Origin of the sequence: Pedobacter sp. L105 (genome assembly GCF_009765875.1) — a bacterium.
Classification (GTDB): Bacteria; Bacteroidota; Bacteroidia; order Sphingobacteriales; family Sphingobacteriaceae; genus Pedobacter.
Map to the genome: position 1 here is coordinate 531,036 of NZ_LMUP01000008.1, position 21,193 is coordinate 552,228.

The following is a 21,193-nucleotide window of genomic DNA, read 5'->3' on the forward strand; positions in this document are numbered from 1 at the left end:
AAGAAAATGAAAAGAAATATATCTTATATAATTGCCTTTGCAGCCGGTGTAATGTTGCTGGGTTCATGTAAAAAAGCGCTGGACGTAAATCCCCAGGACCGTATATTAGTAGATAATTATTATAAAACATCAGCTGATGCTTTTGCAGGAGTGGTTTCGGTTTACGATCAGTTTGGTTATCAGACCAGCGGATTGTATGACAAAGTAGCTATTGCAGATGTAGCCAGTGATGATCAGCTTACAGGAGGCGGTAGCCCTACAGATTTAAACGATCTGCAGGTACTTTCGCACTATACCTTAAACCCAACGATTGGTCCGCAATTGTATCTTTGGACCAGAGGATTTACAGGGATCTACAGGGCCAATGTGGTCTTGCAGAAAGTTCCGGGCATCACAATGGATGCGGCGCTGAAAACAAGGCTCCTGGCTGAAACCCAGGCCCTGCGTGCGATATTTTACTTCGACCTGGTTCGTTTCTTTAAAAACGTTCCTTTGTTAACTGAACCTGTTCCTCAGACTGATTTGTATAACGTGGTACAAGCACCTCCTACAGATGTGTATGCGCTGATTGAAAAAGATCTGATCGCAGCTATTCCGGGTCTTCCGGCAACTGTACCAGCTGCTACTGAAGGCGGACGTTTAACTAAAGGCGCGGCACAAGCTGTCCTGGGAAAAGTTTACCTGACTGAAAAGAAATATGATTTAGCCGCAGCACAGTTTGCGATTGTTAACGGTACTACTCCGGGACAACCAAACACGACTTATGGTTATGCTTTATTGCCTAATTATGCAGACTTGTGGAACCCAACCAATAAATTCAATTCAGAATCTGTTTTAGAGATTGTCCATAGCAGCACATCAAATGGTGCATGGAGTAATGCAGGCGCTTCCGAAGGTAACTTGTTAAACATTATTACTGGCCCAAGGGGATACAGTACCGTGAAAACAGGTGCTCCTGATTATTATCCTGGATACAGCTTCCTGGTATTTACCAAGGCTTTCTATGATTTTATTCACTATGACCCAAGGAATATGGCTACAGTGGCTAACCTGGACAGTTTGCAAACCAATGGTATTGCCAATTACTCTCCTGGTTATGATAATACTGGTTACTTCCTGGGTAAATATATTGGAAGACAATCTGATAAAACTACTACCGGACAAATTGAACTGAACTTTCCTCAGGACATTTATGAGATTCGTTTAGCAGATACGTATATGATGGAAGCGGAAGCGCTGATCAATAGTGGCGGTTCAGGTTCTGCAGGAAGCAGGGCATACATATTATTTAACGCCGTGAGAGCCCGTGTTGGCCTTAACCCGATTGATGTAACGATGCCAAACATCATGAATGAAAGACGTTTGGAACTTGCAGGTGAAGGAATCCGCTATTTTGACCTGATCAGATGGGGTACAGCCGCAAGCGTGCTTGCCTTTAAAGGATTTGTAGCCGGACGGGATGAAATTCTTCCTATTCCGCAAACAGAATTAAATAACACCAAACTTGTTCAAAGTAAAGAGTGGGGTGGCACTAAATAGTATTAATTTTTATTGACGCGATTTTAATAACAGAAGGTGGGTGTTTTACACCCGCCTTTCTGTTTTTTAATCCCGCTATAAAAAGATAATGATCTTTTGAAGCTGATGTCCGGCAATTTAATATTTGAATAAATAAAGATGATAAAGAAACAATTGATCCTGCTCACACTGCTTCTATGTGTCGCGGTTGCCCAATCCAGCGCGCAGGGTTATTTACATGCTGACGGAATAAAGATCGTAGACGGAAAAGGCGATAATGTACTGCTTAAGGGAATAGGCCTTGGCGGGTGGATGCTGCAGGAAGGTTATATGCTCAAGATCAATAAAGAAAGTCAGCAGCACCGAATCCGCGAGCGTTTAGAAGAGTTGATAGGCCCGCAGCAGACCCAGGAATTTTATGACCTCTGGTTAAAAAACCATACCAGTAAAAGTGATATTGATTCCCTGAAAGCCTGGGGCTTTAATTCTGTGCGCCTGCCGATGCACTATAATTTATATACCCTTCCCGCAGACCAGGAGCCGGTACCCGGAAAAAACACCTGGCTGGACAAAGGTTTTGCGCTTACAGATAACCTGCTGGCCTGGTGTAAGGCTAACCATCTATACCTGATCCTGGATTTACATGCTACACCCGGCGGACAGGGGAATGACTTCAATATAGCCGACAGAGATCCATCAAAACCTTCTTTATGGGATAGTGAAGCCAATCAGCAAAAAACAATTGCCCTCTGGAAAAAGTTAGCGGAGCGCTATAAAAATGAACCCTGGATTGCAGGTTACGACATTATCAATGAGCCCAATTATGGATTTGAAAACCCTGCTGCGGACCCGCATGGAATAAAGGAACAAAAAAATGTTCCGCTGAGAAAACTGATGGTGGAGATCACCAATGCAATCCGTTCGGTTGATAACAACCACCTGATCATTATTGAAGGCAACGCGTGGGGCAATAACTACAATGGTATTCTACCAACATGGGATCATAATATGGCTTTAAGTTTCCACAAGTACTGGAACTTAAACGACCAGGCTTCCATAGCGCATATCATCAAAATGAGAGACCAGTACAACGTACCCGCATGGCTGGGCGAAACCGGTGAAAATTCCAATGTATGGTTTACCGATGCCATCAGGTTGTTCACTGAAAACAATATCGGCTGGTCGTGGTGGCCTTTAAAGAAAATTGGTATCAATAACCCGATGGAGATTAAATCCAATCCAAATTATAACAGCGTAGTGGATTACTTTAATGGCACCGGCAAAAAACCTGTAGCAAGCGAAGCATATAATGGGTTGATGGAACTGGCCACGGCGGCTAAAGCAGAAAATACCACCATCCACAAAGATGTAATTGATGCGATGATGCGCCAGCCCTTTAGTAAAAAAACCAAACCCTTTAAAAACAACAGGGTCACTAACCAGAGTACGATTAAAGCCGTAGATTATGACCTGGGCATAAGTGGGGCCGCTTATAGTGATAAAGATACCGCAGATTACCATGTAGTTACGGGAAAAACCACTCCGGGCAATAAAGGCCGCCAATACCGAAACGACGGGGTAGATATCAACAGGGACTCCACTAAACAGGAAGCTTACTATGTGAGCAGCATTGAAAGCGGCGAGTGGCTGCAATATACGATTAACGTGGAGGACAGCGGTATTTACACCCTAAAACTAGATCTCGCAACCGATCAGGCGAACGGTAAAATTTCGCTCTCGGTTAACGGCATAATGGTAGCAAAAAATAATGCTATTGAAGCTAGCGGAAGTTTAACTAACTTTCAGCCAACAGTGATCAAAAACATCAAACTGAATAAAGGAAAACAAGTGCTGCGGGTATACGCCGACACGGGAGGTTTCAATTTCAGCAGTATACAATTTATTAAATAACCAGGTACAATTGAAAGGAAAAAAACGCTTATTCCTGATTTTTGGGTCCATCGCCATTCTGGTGGTGCTGTTTGCCCAATGCATGAACAACAAAAAAGCGGCACCGGCTACTGAAAATACCATAGCCGGTGCTGCTACCTGCAAACAGTGCCATGCGGCTATAACCGACAGTTATCTGGAAAACCCTCATCAGCACACCTCTCATCCTATAGAGGGAGATGAACTGTTAAACGGCCCTTTGCCACATTCTTCCGTTTTTGCCTTTGATCAGCATTTAAAAGTAGTGGTAGAAAAGCGCGATAGCGGAATGTACCAGGTGGCTTATCTGGACGGCAAAGAAACCATAGCCCGACGCTTTGACATTGCTTTTGGGGCTGGTGTAAAAGCCTATACTTATGGTTCATGGCAAGGAAATGAGCTCAAACAATTGCCGCTCTCCTACTTCAAAACCATTCAGAGCTGGGCAAATAGCCCCGGTTTTCCATCCGACAGGGTTTATTTTGACCGGCCCATTGGCCTGCGCTGCCTGGAATGCCACAGCTCATTCGTTAACCGAAAAATGGTTCAGGACGGGCCATTGACTGTTAAAGAAGAATTAGACGGAAAATCCCTGGTTTACGGAATAGATTGTGAGCGCTGTCACGGACCCGCAGGTAAACATGTTGAGTTCCACCTCAGCCACCCTGAGGCTAAGGCAGCAAAGTATATCGCCATTTACAAAACCCTTACCCGCCAGCAAAAGATTGATGCCTGTGCCGTTTGCCATTCCGGAAACAACTGGGAAGTACAACAATCCACTTTCTCTTTTAAACCCGGAGATGATATCAAAAGATACCGCTCGGCTAAGGTTAGCCTCAATTCCAGTAAAGAACCGGAATACGATGTGCACGGTACCCAAAGCCAGTTACTGGAAAAAAGTAAGTGTTTTATGAAAAGTAATACCATTGACTGCTCTTCCTGCCACCGTACACATGAGAACTTAAAAGGAAACCTGACCATCTATTCACAGCGTTGTATGAGTTGTCATACCACCATTAAGCATAGTCAGGCTACATTGGCCAATGCTATGGTGAAAACAAACTGTATCGATTGTCATATGCCCAAACAGGCTTCTAAAATGATCAGTTTTCAGCTTGCCGGAAAAAACCAGGTTTCAACGTATCTGCTAAGGACACATCGAATAGCGGTCTATTGATGTGATGGATTTACATCCACTTGCTTAAATAGGCACCGAAAGCTTCTTTATATTGCTCGCCCACGGTAATACTCAATCCCCCTAAATTTAAACTGCTCTTGGTTACAGAATTAACTTTATCCAGTGACACAATATAAGAACGATGCACACGCATGAACATTTTGGCCGACAGCTTTTGTTCCAGCGCTTTTAAGGTGATCAGCGTAAGGATTGGTTTTGGATTGCCTTCCAGATATACTTTTGCATAATCCTTCAGTCCTTCTATATATACAATGTCGCGGGTAGCTATCCGCACCAGCTGGTACTCAACTTTTAAAAATATATATTCTTCGTCATGTTCTGCAGGCTGGCCGGCAGCCGCCAGTGCTGGTTTTAATAGTTCAGCGTAAGCCATTGCTTTATTTGCAGCGGTAAGAAATTCTTCATAATTGAAGGGTTTCAGTAAATAATCCAGTGCATCTACTTTATATCCTTCAATAGCGAAATTATTAAAGGCCGTGGTAAAGATCACCCTTGGGGCATTATTTCCCGGCTGACGGTCCAGCATCCTGGCCATCTGGATACCGGTAAGATCAGGCATTTGTATATCCAGGAAAAGCAGGTCTATCTGTTGTTCATGTATCATTTCCAGCGCTTTTACACCACTGGAGAATCTTCCGGCGAGATGCAGAAACGGTGTTTGTTCTATAAAGTTGCAAACCAGGCCCAGGGCCAGAGGTTCGTCGTCAACTGCGATGCAATTCAGTATCATCCAGTACCAGGGTTAAGTGAACAATAAACTCATTGGTGTCTTCTGCCCTGCCGGCCGAAAAAGTATGTTTCCCGGGGTAAAGCAGGTCTAATCTTCTCTTGGTATTGCTGAGGCCTATACCGCCATAGGTATCTGCAATTTCGGCATTCTCCTGAAAGATGGTATTTTTGACGGTCATTTCGAGTGTTTTATCTTCCATGCTAAGCACGATGGAAATTACTGAAGGATCTACCGCACTAACACCATGTTTAAATGCATTTTCTACATAGGGTAAAAACAACATCGGGGCAATCTGAATATCCCCCTGCAGCAATGGCCCTTCGAAGGATACTTTAGTGGTATCGTTTAAACGCAGTTTCATCAGTTCTATATAATCTACAATAAATGAGACCTCTTTACTTAGAGGAGTAATCCCAGCCTGTGTATCATATAGTAAGTAACGCATCATCCTGGATAATTTATGAAGCGCCCTGCGGGAGTTTTCTACATCCACATGGGTAAGCGCATAAATATTGTTCAGCGTGTTGAAAAAGAAATGCGGATTGATCTGGGCTTTCAAAAAAGAAAGTTCCGATCCTATTTTTTCTTTTTCCATGGATTCCCGCAGCTGTTTATCTTCCTGCCACTTTTGGATCAGGGTAACACTGGTACTGATCCCCACAATCAGCAGGGTCATCATAAAGGTAAAAATATCCAGCCTGTCTTTCCGCTTAGGGGGCCTCATCATGCCTGTAGTTTTAAAAGCATTCTCCATTAATTCCGGAAGGTGTAAAACCCGGTCTACCCCATTTACCATGGGCCCTGTCATCTGAGAGATAAACAGAATCACAAATACATAAGCCAGGTTCCTGTTTTTTAGCAGCAACCGGGGAACAAGAAGTTCACTGTTCAGATAAAAGATCACCACCAGCAGAACCAATACACAGCCCTGTTTTACCCAGAACTGGTTAGGAATAATGATATTCCAGGAAAGTGGCTGATAAAAGAGCAGGATAAACGCAAACAGCATCCATAACAGCACATGGAGCAATACGGTAATATAACTACGGCTTTTTAATGCATTCATCGGGTAAAAATTTATCGGGATATTGAGATGGGCAAGGTAGGCAACCTGCCTTCAATTGTCCAAATCTTTCCGTCGGTTGTAAACCTCTTTCGGTCGGCAAAGTTTTATTGTTTGTCTATTGTAATTTTTTTCTAACATTATTAGACATTGATTTGTTAAACAAACGAAGATTATCAAAGCAGCATATGTCAAAATTAACCATCAAAACTCTGCTCTTGTTATTGCTTGGCTGCTCCGGGATCAGGGGTTATAGTCAGGATACAACAGCTAAAAGTATCCCAAAGGTATGGGACCTGGCCAGCTGTTTACAATATGCCAAGAGCAACAATATCACGCTGAAGAATTTAAGGCTGGATACAAAAAGTGCTGAACAGGATAAATTGCTGGCCAAAGCCGCAGTACTACCAGATCTGAATGGTACAGGATCCCTGACTTACAGCCACTATAACCTGAATACAACAGGCGAAACCGCAGCGATCACCAATTCCGGTTCCCTTGGCCTTGGCTCTAACTGGACCTTATACCAGGGTGGATACCTGAAAACAGACATTCAGAAGAAGGACTTGTCTGTACAGGCCGCCAACTACACGGTATTGCAAAGTGAAAATGATATCACCCTGCAAATTACCCAGGCTTACCTCAGTATACTGGTAGATAAGGAAAGTATTGTTTACAACAAGGATCTGGTTAAAACTTCTACCGCCCAGCTTACACAGGAGCAAAGCAGGTTTAAGGCTGGTTCAGTAGCCAGGAAAGATGTGGTTCAGTTTGAAGCGCAGCTGGCTACAGACAATTATAATTTAACAACCTCAGAAAATGCTGAGCGTGCGGATAAGATTACCCTAAAACAATTGCTTCAGCTGCCTGCACAACATGATTTCGACATTGTGCGACCAGATACGGTATTGACTGACGAAGCCATTCCAGCCCTGGCTACTGTGCAATCTTATGCACTGAGTAACCGTCCGGAGATTAAAAATGCCGAATTATCTGTGAACATATCAGACCTTGCACTGAGAGAAGCGAAGTCAGGTTATCTGCCAACCTTATCCTTAGGCGCGGGATTAGGAACCAGTTTTGCCACTACCCCACTTTACGGAACCTTCAGACAGTTTGATAACAATTTTTATCAGCAGGTAGGGTTAACGCTGACCGTTCCGATTTTCACCAAAAGGGTGAACAAAACTGCTGTCGCCAAAGCAAGGATAGCGATAGAGGAATCCAAAAATCTGCTGGAAAATGCAAAAACTACCTTAGCGCTGACCACAGAGAGTGCTTTTATCACTGTTTCTAATGCCAAGCAACAATATGCATCGGCCACAGAGCAGTTAAAGTACAACCAGGAACTTTACCGTATTTCAAATGAGGAGCTGAGAATAGGATCTGTCAATATTTTTGACTTCTACCAGCAAAGGAATTTGTATGTGCAGGCCTTGCAAACCTATATACAAGCAAAATATAACGCCGCATTAGCCGCGAGAATCTATGAGTTTTACCTGGGAATACCTATTAAATTATAAATCATGAAGCCGAAAAGAATCATTTTAATTATTGTCTCCGTTGTTGTACTCGGCCTGGTATGGTACTTCTTTATTAGGAAAAAGGAAAAACCAGTTGTCCTGATGAGTGAATCACCAACTACAGGTGCTATTTCTACCAGTGTTACTGCTACAGGAACCATTGAACCCGTAGATACTGTAATTGTGGGTACACAGGTATCAGGAACTTTATCTGCAATTTATGCAGATTTCAATTCAGTAGTAAAAAAAGGCCAGCTGCTGGCCGAACTGGATAAAACATTGTTACAAGCTACTGTAGATCAAAATAAGGCCAGTGTAGCACAGGCTATCAGTACACAGATTTATCAGGCAGCAAATTTTAAACGTCAGAAAGAATTGTTTGCTACCGGTGCGATCAGTAAAGCTGACTATGATCTGGCGGTAAACAGCCAGCAGGTGGCTGTAGCGAATGTAAACAACGTGAAGGCGCAATTACGGGCAGCAGAACGTAACCTTTCATTTACGCAGATCTATTCTCCAATTGATGGTGTTGTGATGGGCAGAAGTGTAAGTATAGGACAAACCGTAGCAGCGAGTTTTAGCACGCCTACGATATTTACCATTGCCAAGGATATTACCAAAATGCAGGTAGAAGCAAAAGTAGATGAAGCCGATATAGGTAACGTGGTTAAAGGACAGCGTGCCTCTTTTACCGTAGATGCTTTCCTGGATGATACTTTCAACGGTACAGTAACCGAAATTCGCCTGCAGCCAAAGATATCAGCGAATGTGGTTACCTATACCACATTGATAGATGCACCAAATGATGACAAGAAGTTAAAACCCGGCATGACAGCCAATATTATCATCTACACCAAAGAGATCAAAGATGCGATGCTGATCTCTGCAAAAGCATTGAAATTTAGTCCGGATTCGAGTCTGAGCAACCAGTACCAGATTATACCAATTAAAGGATTAAAAGAAGGCGGGTCTGGTAAACACGGTAAAAAAGGTAAAGGCGGGCAGATGGCTAAAACAGGAAGCAAGCCTGATGTAAAAGTGAAAGCAACAGCAGAAAAAGGCGAAACCGAAACGGTAGCAACCCCTGATACTTACGTATGGCTTATACAGGATAAAAAACTGGTACAGAAAAAGATCACTGTAGGTTTGAATGACAATACACATGTACAGGTGCTAAACGGCCTGAATGAGAATGACGTGGTTGCAACCGGTACAGAAACCGCAGCAGTACAAACACAGGCAGCAGCTTCCAGCCCTTTCATGCCAAAAAGACCAGGTGGAGGAGGAAAAAGACGATGAGCACCAAAATCCTAGAAATACAGAACGTAAAACGCGAGTTTAAAATGGGTACTGAAACCGTGAGGGCTTTAAAGGGCGTATCCTTTGATGTCAACTCCGGAGAATTTGTGACCATTATGGGAAGCAGCGGCTCAGGAAAAACCACCTTGCTGAATATGCTGGGCTGCCTGGATAAACCTACGGAAGGCACTTATATGCTGGATAATGTAAACGTGAAAAACCTGACCCGGGATGAACTGGCAAAACTGAGAAATACCAAAATAGGCTTTGTATTTCAGGCTTATAATTTATTACCCAGAACATCGGCCCTGGAGAATGTAGAACTGCCCCTGCTGTATAATCCACTGATTGGTACACAGGAAAGAAAGGACAGGGCCATTGCAGCGTTACAAGCCGTTAAACTTGACGGAAGGTTTGATCACACCCCAAATCAATTATCAGGCGGCCAGCAGCAGCGGGTAGCCATTGCCAGGGCACTGGTAAACGAGCCGGTGATGATCCTTGCCGATGAGGCGACAGGAAATCTGGATACACGTACCTCTTATGAGATCATGGCGCTGATGCAGGAATTGAACGATAAGGGTAAAACCATAGTTTTTGTTACCCACGAACCTGATATTGCTGCATTTAGTACCAGAACAGTAATGTTGAGGGATGGCAAGGTTCAAAAAGACACGATGAATGTTAACCGACGTTCTGCAAGGGAAGCTTTAGACTCCCTTCCGGTAAGCGACGATTATTAAAAGATAATATATGAAAATAATTAATCTCGTTCTGTTAGCCATGAAAGCCCTGCAGCGTAATAAACTACGTGCACTGCTTACCATGCTTGGGATTATTATAGGGGTAGCCTCTGTAATTACCATGATGTCTATTGGAGAAGGTTCCAAGCAGAGCATCAATGCCTCCCTGTCGAGCATGGGATCCAACATGATCACAATTATGCCTTTCAGTAATGAACCGGGAGGCGCAAGGCTTGCCGGGAGCAGTTTTAAAACGCTGACTATTAAAGATGTGAATGCACTGCAAAAGGACGCACCACATATTGCATTGATTTCACCATTAGCTTCTTCCAGTGGTCAGTCGATCAATGGTGCCAACAACTGGCCTACAACCATACAAGGGGTAAACCCGGACTACCTGGAGATCAGAAAGTTAGTTGTAAAAGATGGCATTGTGTTTTCTGATCAGGATGTAAGGGGTTCCGCAAAGGTTTGTTTATTAGGAAAAACAGTAGTGGATAACCTATTTCCCAACGGGGAAAGCCCTTTGGGAAAGGTAATTCGCTTTGGAGGTATCCCGATGCAGGTGATTGGTGTACTGGTGCCAAAAGGTACCAGTAATTTTGGTCAGGATCAGGATGATGTGATTATTGCACCTTATACTACTATTCAGAAGAGAGTGCTTTCTACTATTTATTTTAACCAGATCTATGCTTCCGCTGTCACAGAGAGCGCTTCAGATGATGCCGTTAAAGAGGTGAATACTGCTTTACGGATAACCCACCGCTTAAGGGATAACCAGGATAACGACTTCCAGGTAAGAACACAGGCAGAATTGATGACGATGCTAAATTCTACCAGCAGCATGATGACCGCCCTGTTAACCGCAGTAGCCAGCATTTCACTGGTTATTGGAGGAATCGGGATTATGAATATCATGTATGTTTCCGTTACGGAAAGAACCCGTGAAATCGGTTTAAGGATGTCTATCGGAGCAAGGGGTGTGGATATCCTGCTGCAATTCCTGATTGAGGCCGTGATGATCAGTATTACCGGAGGGGTAATTGGTGTAGTGCTGGGTATTTCTGCTGCGATCATCATTCCCAATATGCTCAACTGGCCTACGGTGATCTCAGAGTCATCTATCGTGATCTCCTTTTTAGTCTGTGCGGTAACGGGGATATTTTTCGGTTATTACCCGGCATTAAAAGCATCAGGGCTTGACCCTATCGAAGCATTACGCTACGAATAAAGATTCTCATTTCTATATCTACGGCCTGGGGTTTAACTATTCCGGGCCGTTAAAGTTCATGAGGATTTATCCGGGTCTTATTAATTTTTGATTCTTGTATCAAAAACGAAATCCTGCACATCAACAAATCTAAAACGATGACTTTAAATCTGGAATTCTGTACAATAACCCGGGGATGTAGTATTTCAACGCTTGTCTACTGAAACCGCAAAATACCGCCTTTAAGACTATAAAACTCTTTACCGGGGTAAGCTTCCATCAGCAGCTCTCCGGCAATCACACTCCGAACGCCGGAATGGCAAAATAAGATCACCTTATCCTTATCAATCAGGGGTACCTGTTTCCTTAAAACAGATAAAGGCAGGCGGATATGCTCAAAACCCGAAGCTACAGGAAGTTCTTCAGGTTCACGGACATCAATAACCGTATAGTCGTTATTGTGCATCATTTCCCTGAATGCTACTGAACTTATTTCTTTTACTTCCGACCCGCCGGATTTAAATCCGCAAAACCAATCATAATCTGTCTGCAGAAAACTATCCAGATCTGAAGGGCCGCTTTTTTCTTCATCGCCGGCTGGCTTAAGGTTTATTTTATAGGTTTGGTTATTGTGCAGATTATAAATCAGCATTTGATTGACCAGTGGTTCTCCTGTTCCTGAGATCAGCTTAATTGCTTCACTGGCCTGTAGGGTACCAATGATCCCCGGCAATACCCCAAGCACTCCTGCTTCAGCACAATTTAAAACTTCACCCGGTTTTGGAGGGTTGGGAAAGATATCCCTGTAGTTCACCCTGTTACCATCAGCACCTGCAACATTAAAAATAGCGACTTGTCCTTCGTATTCAGAAAGTGCACCGTAAATCAGGGGAAGATGTAACAATACGCAGGCATCATTAACCATATAGCGCGTAGGGAAATTATCAGAGCCATCGATAACCAGATCGAACTTACTCAATATTAATGCAGCATTCTGATTGGTGAGCTGAAGAGGATAGGGGATAATTTCAATATCGGGATTAAACTGGCTTAACCGCTCTGCTGCACAATCGGCCTTTAAGCGGCCTACATCGGCAACTGTATACAAGATCTGCCGGTGCAGGTTACTGAGTTCAACCACATCATGGTCAACAATACCCAATGTACCGATGCCAGCAGCTGCCAGATACTGAAGGATAGGACAGCCTAATCCTCCTGCGCCAATTACCAGTACTTTTGCTTTATATAACTTTTCCTGACCTGAAAGTCCAAATTCTTTCAGCAATATTTGTCGCTGATAACGTGCTTTACCTTTAATATCCATTGTATCCTCTTGAAAAGGGCGGTTTAAAAACCACCGCTGTTGGCATATAACAAACCTTGAAGTTTAAAAACAGGCGGGATATTTAAATGTTTTAGTACCGATCAAACATCAGGATTTATATTCTTTGTTACAAACGGTAGCGAAGGGATACAGATCTGCCTAAGGCTTGTACTAAATCCGGCTCAATGGCGATTTCACTATCCTGTAATATCCATACTTTATTGGTGTCTTTTATTAACGTAATTGGCTGCCCGTTTAAAACGATCTTCAATTCAGTAGTATCCTTAGTAATTGCAGCCCCATTGATAATTTCATACACATAATCTGTGTCATTATACGTTACACGCATCTTCAATCCCATAATCTTCTCTTGACTCCAAAGATAATTTAAAACTCCTATAACAAGGAGTTTTTGTTTTTATTGCGCTATATCAATATTGAAGGGTGATTTTTTAAAAATTTGCACCAATAAACCGGGGAATACAGGCGGAAGGATAAACCTTTGCTTTTCCTGAGCAGGGCAAACAACGCTCAGGATCAGCAACGGTTATATTAAAATAATACATGTAAGATAGTTTTTAGGATATACTTTACGAAATAAATTTCATTATTCATTTGTAAATAGTCGTCTTTTTCTTAATAAATTATTGTTTTATCCTGATTATTTATAGGGTATTAACTGAACACTGTCTAAATGTGCCCGAAAGAGATCCTAAACCTACCTTTGTCCATGAGGTGTAAATTAATTCTGTAGATTTGCTCCTCAAATTCATAAAACGAACATTTGCATATGACATACCAGGAAAAACTGAGTGAAATACGTAAACAAATGAGTAATGATAAGGTAGATGCCTATATCATTCCTTCTGCTGATCCGCATATCAGTGAATACATGCCTAAACATTATAAATGCATTCCTTTTGTCTCGGGCTTTAGAGGCTCTGCAGGCACCCTAGTGATCACGCAGGACGCTGCCGGACTCTGGACAGATTCGAGATATTTCGAACAAGCTGAAGCGCAATTGAAAGACAGCGGCTTTGAGCTGATGAAGTTGAAGGTGCAGCAGGCCCCGGAATATATACAATGGTTAAATGAAAAGCTGGATAAAAATGCAGTAGTTGCTGCAGATGAGAAATTGCTCTCTATATTATCAGGAGAACTCATTAAACAGCAGTTCTCGGCCAGGGATATTCAATTGGTCAGTAAAGATTATTTAAGCCCGATCTGGGAAAACCGCCCGGAATTACCTGTAGAGAGCGCCTTTTTAGTTGCAGAGGAACATATAGGCCAGTCGGTGAGCAGTAAACTTGCCGCAGTAAGAGCCGAACTAAAAAAACAGGGAGCCGCCTACCACCTGATCTCGTCTCTTGATGATATTGCCTGGTTATTTAACATCAGGGGTAAGGATGTGAATTTCAATCCTGTGGTATTGGGTTTTGCCCTGATCAGTCATGATCACGCTACTCTGTTTATTCATCCGGGAAAACTGACCGAAGAAGAAAAAGTAACCCTGCTGAAAAGCGGAACTGAAGTATTGGCTTATGAAGAAATAGAAAGGATACTGAGCCACCTGCCTGAAAACAATTCTATATTTATTGATCCCAAACGTAATTGTTATGCTTATGCCAAACTCATCCCGGCGTCAGTGAATATTATTGCAGGTACTAATCCCTCTACCCTGCTTAAGGCTGTAAAAAACGATACTGAGTTGAAAAATACGCGGGAAGCCATGCTTAAAGATGGTGTTGCCATTACACGTTTTTTAAAATGGCTGGAAGAGAACATTGGGAAAATAAAGATCACAGAATTATCTGCAGCTGCGCAGCTACGGAAATACAGAGCTGAACAGGAAGGTTTTATTGGAGATAGCTTTAACACCATCAGTGCCTATAGGGCAAATGGTGCATTACCTCATTACGCTGCCGCTCCCGAAACTGAACTGGAAGTGAAAGCGGAAAGTCTTTTCCTGGTAGACTCTGGGGGTCAGTATTTTTATGGAACTACAGATATTACCCGTACTATTCCTATGGGAAACAATACTGAACAGGAAGCAGCAGATTATACACTCGTATTAAAAGGAATGATAGATGGCTGCAAAGCTAAATTTCCAAAAGGAACCTGCGGTTACCAGATAGACGCCATTACCAGAAAGCCATTATGGGACCATGCCATCAACTATGGCCACGGAACCGGCCATGGGGTAGGTTATTTCCTGAATGTGCATGAAGGCCCACAGGTATTTAACCCTACCAATACTCCTGTAGCAGTAGAACTGGGGATGATCACTTCAGTTGAACCCGGGGTATACCGCCCGGGCAGACATGGTATCCGTATAGAAAACCTGGTTCATACGATTGCAGCAGAGGTGAGTGAGTTTAACGATTTTTATGCTTTCGAAACGCTAACCATTGCGCCGATCAGTACTACTATTGTGAAAAAAGAATTACTGGAATCCTCGCAGATAGCATGGCTGAATGCCTACAACCGCTCTGTTTTTGAAAAACTAAGTCCGCGATTAAATGCGGAAGAAACAGCCTGGCTTGCAGCAGCGACGAAGGCCATATAAAATAAAAAGGCGCATCCGGATAAACACCCGAATGCGCCTTTTATTGGTTCTTTTTTAGGATTGTTTCCAGCTGAAAGCTGCGCCAACAAGGGCTGCATCTTCCCACATGGTACTCTGTTTTAAAACGACATTCTTATTTTTAAGATGTTTTAAAACTACAGGAATAAAATGATCCCATGTTTTAGCGATATTTCCGCCGATTACGATGACCTCAGGCTGCTCTTCCTCAATAAAATCATTCAGGAAAGAAGCCAGGTTTTCACCAAATTCTCCAAATATCTGATTGATGATGGCTTCGTTGTTACTCGCCAGCATAGATTCAACATTTTTGATCTCAATGCCTGTCAGCTCTTCGTATCTTTTTGAAAACCATCTCGTAGAAATATACTCTTCAGCAATACTGTCTTTGAAAGGAATAAAAGCACGGTCAGAATCAACTGTTTTACCCTGGCAATTACTTGCTGAGCCTAAGCCTGTACCTAGTGTAATCCCTAGTGCACGTTTCTCTCCGGCAACTGCGCCAGATGCCAATTCACCGTGCAAAAACGATTCAGCATCATTACGAAAAAGAATATGGTCTTGCGGGATCCCTAATTTTTGGGATAAAATCTCCAGCACATTCAGTTCATACAAAGAATCATATTTCTTTGTACCTTTCATTAAAGAAATACCTTTCTGGTAATCAAAAGGCCCTGGCATGGCAATGCCGATATGGACAGTTTCTCCTTCTAAAGTCATGATGAGCGGTGCTAATGCATCCACCCACGCTTTGATAATTACATCTGCACCTTCCATAGAAGCTACACGTTCTCTGACCATCGAACTCTTTACTATCGTGAAATCAGCAGCGTCAATATGCGCTGCTGTGATATGAGAGCCTCCAATATCTACCCCTATGTATGGTAGACTGGGCGATTTATAATTCATATGCTAGTTAAAATATAGTGGTTTAAGTTTTATTCTTTAGTCAATTTTAATAAATACGCCCCATAACCGCTTTTAACCAGTGGTGTTGCAATATTTTTCAGTTGTTCTTTATCAATAAAGCCCATCCTGTAAGCTACTTCTTCAATACAGCCAATTTTTAAGCCCTGACGCTCTTCAATTACCTGAACAAATTGCCCTGCCTGCATCAGTGAAGCAAAAGTTCCTGTATCTAACCAGGCAGTGCCACGGCTTAACACACCAACTTTTAATTTGCCCTGCTCCAGGTATTCTTTGTTGACATCGGTAATTTCATACTCGCCTCTTGGAGATTTCTTGATATTCTTTGCAATTTCTACTACGCTGTTGTCATAGAAATAAAGACCGGGAACAGCATAATCAGATTTAGGAGAGACAGGTTTTTCTTCGATAGAAATCGCTTTATTGTCGTCATCAAACTCCACTACGCCATAACGTTCAGGATCAGAAACACGGTAAGCAAAAACTACTCCTCCTTCGGGATCAGCACTTGCCTGTAATAATTTAGCCATTCCGTCACCGTGAAAAATATTGTCGCCAAGAACCAAAGCAACTTTATCGTTTCCAATAAAATCTGCACCAATTACAAAAGCCTGCGCTAATCCATTGGGTTCATGCTGTACTGCATAGGTAAATTTACAGCCTAAACGGCTACCGTCGCCAAGCAATTTTTCAAAATTAGGAAGGTCATGAGGGGTGGAAATGATTAGTATTTCCTTTATCCCGGCCAGCATTAAAGTGGACAATGGATAATAAATCATCGGTTTATCGTAAACAGGCATCATCTGCTTGCTCATCACCAGTGTTAAAGGATGCAACCGTGTGCCGCTCCCTCCTGCTAAAATTATTCCTTTCAAAATACTTTGTTTTTTAATTATAAGTTTGAAGATACACTATTTTCTAATTCCGCATACCATTCTTCACCATATTTTCTAATCAGTGGCCCTTTTAGGAAAGTATAGACAGGAACTTTCAACTCGCGACCAAAAGAACAGGCATCAGAACAGATATGCCAGCGGTCGTAATTAAGGACATCAAATTCAGGATATTTTGTAATTCTAATTGGATATAAATGGCAGGAAATTGGTTTTTGCCAATCTACAATCCCCTGTTCATGGGCTTTTTCAATGGCGCATTTAGTGATGCCGTTTTCAAAAGTCACGTAAGCACATTCCTTATTGCCATCTACACATGGGGTGGTAAGGTCACCATCAGAATCAACTACCGAAGTGCCATACTGTTCAATTGCCGCGATCCCCTTAGGGGCCAGCATATGTTTAATTTTAGGATATATTTCAGCCAGGATCGCAGTTTCCGCGACTTCCAGCGGTGCCCCTGAATCGCCTTCAACACAACAGATCCCTTTACATTTATTTAAATTGCATACAAAACTTTCGCGTATGACATCTTCGTGTATGAGTGTGTTTTGTACTTCTATCATTTTTCTTTTGTTTCTTTTGCCAGGGCGTACCTTAATCCCTTGGCAGATTTTATTTCCATCGTCACAGAGCCTACTATGATTTCCACCTGGGCCTTTACAGGCACCCTGTTGTCATCATCAGTGATCCAAAGATACAAACTACTATCTTTTCTAAAGATTCTGCCTGGCTCAATAGAAGGACTGAATTTCAGACATCGTATTTTCCCTAGTTTAGTATCGATCACTTCCCTTCCAATAAATTTGATTTCGAGCTGATGAATTTCATGTCCCAGGAAATAATTGAGTTTAAACTTCTCTCCCGGTTTTAGCCTGGCAATATCCAGGCTGCGGGAAAAATAATAGGCAGAAACCAAATCAAAGGTCTGGTTGGTGGGGGCGGTAAAAGTCCCCCTGTTGGAAACTACTTTTTTTGTCTCCTGGTTAAACCGGGCTTTATCATTTCTTTTGTAACTGGACTCTTTGATATCCTCCTGATAAAAATAAGGTGTCAGCGTAGTTTTATCAATGTAAGAATCATAATGGTCCCTGATCTTATAGAAAACATCAAATGTACCAGCGGTCCGGGAATCGACAGACAGCCTGTAAGTTTGGGCGTCATCAAATTTAAGATCCGAATTTAGTACTTTTAGCGTGCCTTCTGCCGCAGTGATAAAACCATATTTCAGCTTATATTCTAAAACTTCACCAGCCTGAAAAACGGGTTCTTTTTTTATAGGCAATTCCTGCGCACCGGCATTAATCAGGGAAATCAGAAAGACAGCAAACAAAAATAATTTTCTCATATCCCTGGTTAAACAAAAAATGGTCCTGATTAATCCTTTCGCTTAAAGATCGGAACAGTAGAACAGGGTTCTCCGTACATGATACTTTTAACAATAGGCGTGAGTAAGTTAGTAATTTCTACATAAGCAGACACAGGTACATCAATATCTGCACATCCCTTGATCACCACACGCTCATCCTGATACTGAGCAAGATCGATCTTAGCCAGTGCCTTGCTGAATAAAACAGCTTCAAGAGCTTCGACACTGCCGAAAACCACCTCATTGGCATAGGGTTTCATTTTATTGGCCAGCAGCATGTAAGCCCAGGTAGGAACGATAGCATCTGCACTGCAGATAATCGCTATGTTTTTACCTGTATAGGCAGTCCAGTCATGTTCTTTGACAAATTCCCTGAAATCCTTTTCACGCAGCATCAGCCCATGAAAAAGGTTCACTTTGATATCATATACTACCCTTTCTCCCTGATTGTAATAATTCTCCAGGTTTAGCGTGATTAAACCACTGGCAGCAACTTTATTGACAATATTTTCCTGAATATCCATTTCTTTAAAAATAAAAACCGCATGAGCTTATCGTTCCTTGCGGTAATGAAGAAGCTCATGATCGCTTCATTACCGATAAATGGCAAAAGAATAAAACCTGCATCAGTTAAACCAGGTTATATGATAATAAAAACAGGCATTACATAAAAAAAGCCGGAAGTAAATACTTCCGGCTTCAAAATTACGTAAAATAAGATTAATAGAATTTCACCCTATTGTCTTTTATATCACTTTTATCCTGTAAAGCCTGGAATGCTGCTCCTAAAGCTTTTTGACTTACCGTCTGCAACATGCTTTCTTTTAATTTGTAGGTATTTCCTATTGGTGCAGGATTAGTAAATCCGTTCACTGTGAATAGATATACAGCGCGTTCACCATTTACAGGTTTAGATAATTTTCCAACTGACGAACCAAATACAGTTCCGATCAGTTTGTTTTCCTGTGCTGCACCTGGAACGATTGGGTTTGAGAAAACAATATTCTGAACCGGAGTAACCGTTTTTCCTAATTTTTGTGCTGCCTGGGCAAGACTACCACCAGCCTGACTCATTTTCTCGGTAAGCATTTTAGCTTTAACCGCATTGATTACCATTGGCTCAATATCTTTCTTCACTGATTCCAGTGGCAAAACGCCTTTAGGTTTAATATCTGTTAAATGTGCAACAACAAAAGCGTTGTCCATTTGATATACTTCTGTAAGCACATCTCCTTTTGAAGCACCAAATGCATCGCGGATCAGCTGACGAGGATTATCTAATCCCGGAGCATAACCCTGGCTACCTGTGATACGATCGGCTACAGCTAAGGTATAACCTGCTTTTTTAGCTTCAGCGGCGAAGTTATCACCTTTAACGCTATTCAGGAAGCTGGAAGCTTTCTTGTATGCCTGATCTTTAGTTTTGCTGCTTGGAACAAGGTTTTTCTCTATGTAAGCCAATTTAGCTACTTTAGAAGAACCCATTTGTTTTTCGATCTTAATTAAGTGTACACCAAATTGTGAATGTATCACCTTAAGATCTCCCGCCTGGCCATTAAAAGCTGCGTTCTCAAACTCAGGAACCATTTGTCCCCTTGTAAAACTACCCAGCTCACCGCCTTTATCTTTTGATCCGTCAATGCTGTACATTTTTGCCAGCGCCGCAAAGTCGGCACCTTTTTGAACCAGTGTTTTCAATGAATCTGCAAATTTCTCTGCTTTATCTACCCCGCCCATTTTGGTTGGGTCTAATAAAATGTGACTTGCTCTCACTGAGTCAGGAGACATGCGTGTGTCAATCACCTTGATCAGTTTATAAGAATTACCGGTAAACACAGGTCCGTAGAAACTTCCTGCAGGTAAAGCAAAAACTGTAGAATCAATTTTAGGATCTAATTTACCTTTAGTGATATAGGCATAAGGAACTTTCACATCAGAATTGATGGCAGAGAACAATGAATCGCTTTTAGAAGCTTTAAAGTCTGTAGCCAGTTTTGCAATCTGAGATTTAACCGCTGCAGAATCTGCTGCTGTTGGGCTTACGCTAAATGAAACATATTCGAATGAACGGGTTTCAGAAGGGTTATCAAATTTCTTTTTGTTATCGTTATAATAATCTGAATAGTCTGAATCAGATGGTTTAACGCTAGCATCAGGAATGCTTGCATAATCTAAACTGATATAATCGAAATTAGCCAGTTTGTTTCTGTTTGTATATTCGTCTGAAGCTTCCAGGGAAGTCACGTATACAGAATTTTTTATCAGGTTAGAATATTTCTGCTGTAAAGCTTGTTTTTCAATTTCAGCCTGCAGCATATCCCATTGTTGTTTCAACTGAGGGTTTGTAGCCTGTTGTTTCAGGGAACCAATTACCGCAGCACGGTTTACTTCTCCTGTTTGAGGGTTACCGAAGTATTGTACAATCAGCGGGCTGGGTTTTTTACCCTGATAAAGATCAAACAACTCTTCGCTGGAAATATCCAGGCCTAAACGTTTGTATTCTTTAGCTAATAATATTGTAGCCAGTTCACCATTCCATGCATTGTCAACAGCCATTGCTGTCATCTGAGGATTGGCACTGCCACCGTATTGTTGTTTGAACTGCTGTAAATTCTGATCTACCTTTGTGCCAAATTCATCGATGTTGATTTCTTCACCATCTACGGTTCCGACAACTTTTTGAGATGCAGCCCAGAAAGGCTTACCTACGTTAATTGCATCACCAACTAAAAATGCAACAATTGCAAAACCGATGGCTCCTACCAAGATAAAGCCTGCGCGATTCCGCAAAAATGTCATTAAACCCATAATATCTATTATTTATAATTTTTTAGAGGGCGCAAGATACAACTTTTGCTAAAAAAAGAAAACAATAAAATTTAT

General features: G+C 42.0%; 18 protein-coding genes. 8 read left to right on the forward strand and 10 right to left on the reverse strand.

Annotated elements, in window-relative coordinates:
* The first annotated feature begins 6 nt into the window (after positions 1 to 6).
* The 3 genes from GSQ84_RS17430 to GSQ84_RS17440 all read left to right on the forward strand — a co-directional run bounded on the left by GSQ84_RS17430 (position 7) and on the right by GSQ84_RS17440 (position 4,624).
* A complete protein-coding gene (locus tag GSQ84_RS17430; protein ID WP_158798545.1) occupies positions 7 to 1,539 on the forward strand; it encodes a RagB/SusD family nutrient uptake outer membrane protein in 1,533 nt (510 codons plus the stop codon).
* A 138-nt stretch (positions 1,540 to 1,677) separates the two neighbouring features.
* Complete coding sequence (locus tag GSQ84_RS17435; RefSeq protein ID WP_158798546.1) at positions 1,678 to 3,429, forward strand: cellulase family glycosylhydrolase; 1,752 nt, start codon at positions 1,678 to 1,680, stop codon at positions 3,427 to 3,429.
* Positions 3,430 to 3,439: 10 nt separating this feature from the next.
* Positions 3,440 to 4,624 carry a cytochrome c3 family protein gene (locus GSQ84_RS17440; RefSeq protein WP_158798547.1) on the forward strand — a complete coding sequence of 395 codons (1,185 nt, stop codon included), beginning with the start codon at positions 3,440 to 3,442 and terminating at the stop codon, positions 4,622 to 4,624.
* A gap of 10 nt (positions 4,625 to 4,634) precedes the next feature.
* On the opposite strand, the gene GSQ84_RS17445 is transcribed toward GSQ84_RS17440, so the two are convergent.
* Together GSQ84_RS17445 and GSQ84_RS17450 are read right to left on the reverse strand one after the other, a co-directional pair.
* Complete coding sequence (locus GSQ84_RS17445) at positions 4,635 to 5,375, reverse strand: LytTR family DNA-binding domain-containing protein (protein ID WP_158798548.1); 741 nt, start codon at positions 5,373 to 5,375, stop codon at positions 4,635 to 4,637.
* Positions 5,350 to 6,441, reverse strand: a complete 1,092-nt coding sequence (locus GSQ84_RS17450; protein WP_158798549.1) for a sensor histidine kinase — start codon at positions 6,439 to 6,441, stop codon at positions 5,350 to 5,352. The genes GSQ84_RS17445 and GSQ84_RS17450 overlap by 26 nt, the downstream gene beginning before the upstream one ends.
* A gap of 185 nt (positions 6,442 to 6,626) precedes the next feature.
* On the opposite strand from GSQ84_RS17450, the gene GSQ84_RS17455 reads away from it, so the two are divergent.
* The 4 genes from GSQ84_RS17455 to GSQ84_RS17470 are packed head-to-tail and all read left to right on the forward strand — an operon-like array spanning position 6,627 to position 11,234.
* Positions 6,627 to 7,961: a TolC family protein gene (locus GSQ84_RS17455; protein ID WP_158798550.1), complete on the forward strand. Its 1,335-nt coding sequence runs from the start codon at positions 6,627 to 6,629 to the stop codon at positions 7,959 to 7,961.
* Positions 7,962 to 7,964: 3 nt separating this feature from the next.
* Complete coding sequence (locus GSQ84_RS17460; protein ID WP_158798551.1) at positions 7,965 to 9,260, forward strand: efflux RND transporter periplasmic adaptor subunit; 1,296 nt, start codon at positions 7,965 to 7,967, stop codon at positions 9,258 to 9,260.
* Positions 9,257 to 10,003, forward strand: a complete 747-nt coding sequence (locus tag GSQ84_RS17465) for an ABC transporter ATP-binding protein (RefSeq protein WP_158798552.1) — start codon at positions 9,257 to 9,259, stop codon at positions 10,001 to 10,003. The genes GSQ84_RS17460 and GSQ84_RS17465 overlap by 4 nt, the downstream gene beginning before the upstream one ends.
* 10 nt (positions 10,004 to 10,013) lie before the next feature.
* Positions 10,014 to 11,234 carry an ABC transporter permease gene (locus GSQ84_RS17470; protein WP_158798553.1) on the forward strand — a complete coding sequence of 407 codons (1,221 nt, stop codon included), beginning with the start codon at positions 10,014 to 10,016 and terminating at the stop codon, positions 11,232 to 11,234.
* A gap of 196 nt (positions 11,235 to 11,430) precedes the next feature.
* Here GSQ84_RS17470 and GSQ84_RS17475 read toward each other — a convergent pair whose 3' ends face one another.
* Positions 11,431 to 12,537: a HesA/MoeB/ThiF family protein gene (locus tag GSQ84_RS17475; protein WP_158798554.1), complete on the reverse strand. Its 1,107-nt coding sequence runs from the start codon at positions 12,535 to 12,537 to the stop codon at positions 11,431 to 11,433.
* A 127-nt stretch (positions 12,538 to 12,664) separates the two neighbouring features.
* Positions 12,665 to 12,898: a hypothetical protein gene (locus GSQ84_RS17480; RefSeq protein WP_158798555.1), complete on the reverse strand. Its 234-nt coding sequence runs from the start codon at positions 12,896 to 12,898 to the stop codon at positions 12,665 to 12,667.
* A gap of 429 nt (positions 12,899 to 13,327) precedes the next feature.
* On the opposite strand from GSQ84_RS17480, the gene GSQ84_RS17485 reads away from it, so the two are divergent.
* Positions 13,328 to 15,103, forward strand: a complete 1,776-nt coding sequence (locus GSQ84_RS17485) for an aminopeptidase P family protein (RefSeq protein ID WP_158798556.1) — start codon at positions 13,328 to 13,330, stop codon at positions 15,101 to 15,103.
* 54 nt (positions 15,104 to 15,157) lie between these two features.
* Here the strand turns inward: GSQ84_RS17485 and GSQ84_RS17490 are convergent, their stop codons facing one another.
* From GSQ84_RS17490 to GSQ84_RS17515, 6 genes are all read right to left on the reverse strand, one after another.
* On the reverse strand, positions 15,158 to 16,030 hold the full coding sequence (locus tag GSQ84_RS17490) for an ROK family protein (protein ID WP_158798557.1): 873 nt from the start codon (positions 16,028 to 16,030) through the stop codon (positions 15,158 to 15,160).
* Between the two features lie 29 nt (positions 16,031 to 16,059).
* Entirely contained in the window at positions 16,060 to 16,923 is an 864-nt protein-coding gene (gene rfbA, locus GSQ84_RS17495; RefSeq protein WP_158798558.1) for a glucose-1-phosphate thymidylyltransferase RfbA, read from the reverse strand.
* A 17-nt stretch (positions 16,924 to 16,940) separates the two neighbouring features.
* A complete protein-coding gene (locus GSQ84_RS17500; RefSeq protein WP_158798559.1) occupies positions 16,941 to 17,507 on the reverse strand; it encodes a DUF3109 family protein in 567 nt (188 codons plus the stop codon).
* A complete protein-coding gene (locus GSQ84_RS17505) occupies positions 17,504 to 18,289 on the reverse strand; it encodes a DUF3108 domain-containing protein (RefSeq protein WP_158798560.1) in 786 nt (261 codons plus the stop codon). Before GSQ84_RS17505 ends, GSQ84_RS17500 begins: the two co-directional genes overlap by 4 nt.
* A gap of 29 nt (positions 18,290 to 18,318) precedes the next feature.
* On the reverse strand, positions 18,319 to 18,834 hold the full coding sequence (locus GSQ84_RS17510) for a DUF2480 family protein (RefSeq protein ID WP_158798561.1): 516 nt from the start codon (positions 18,832 to 18,834) through the stop codon (positions 18,319 to 18,321).
* 196 nt (positions 18,835 to 19,030) lie between these two features.
* A complete protein-coding gene (locus tag GSQ84_RS17515; RefSeq protein ID WP_158798562.1) occupies positions 19,031 to 21,118 on the reverse strand; it encodes a peptidylprolyl isomerase in 2,088 nt (695 codons plus the stop codon).
* Positions 21,119 to 21,193 lie beyond the last annotated feature (75 nt).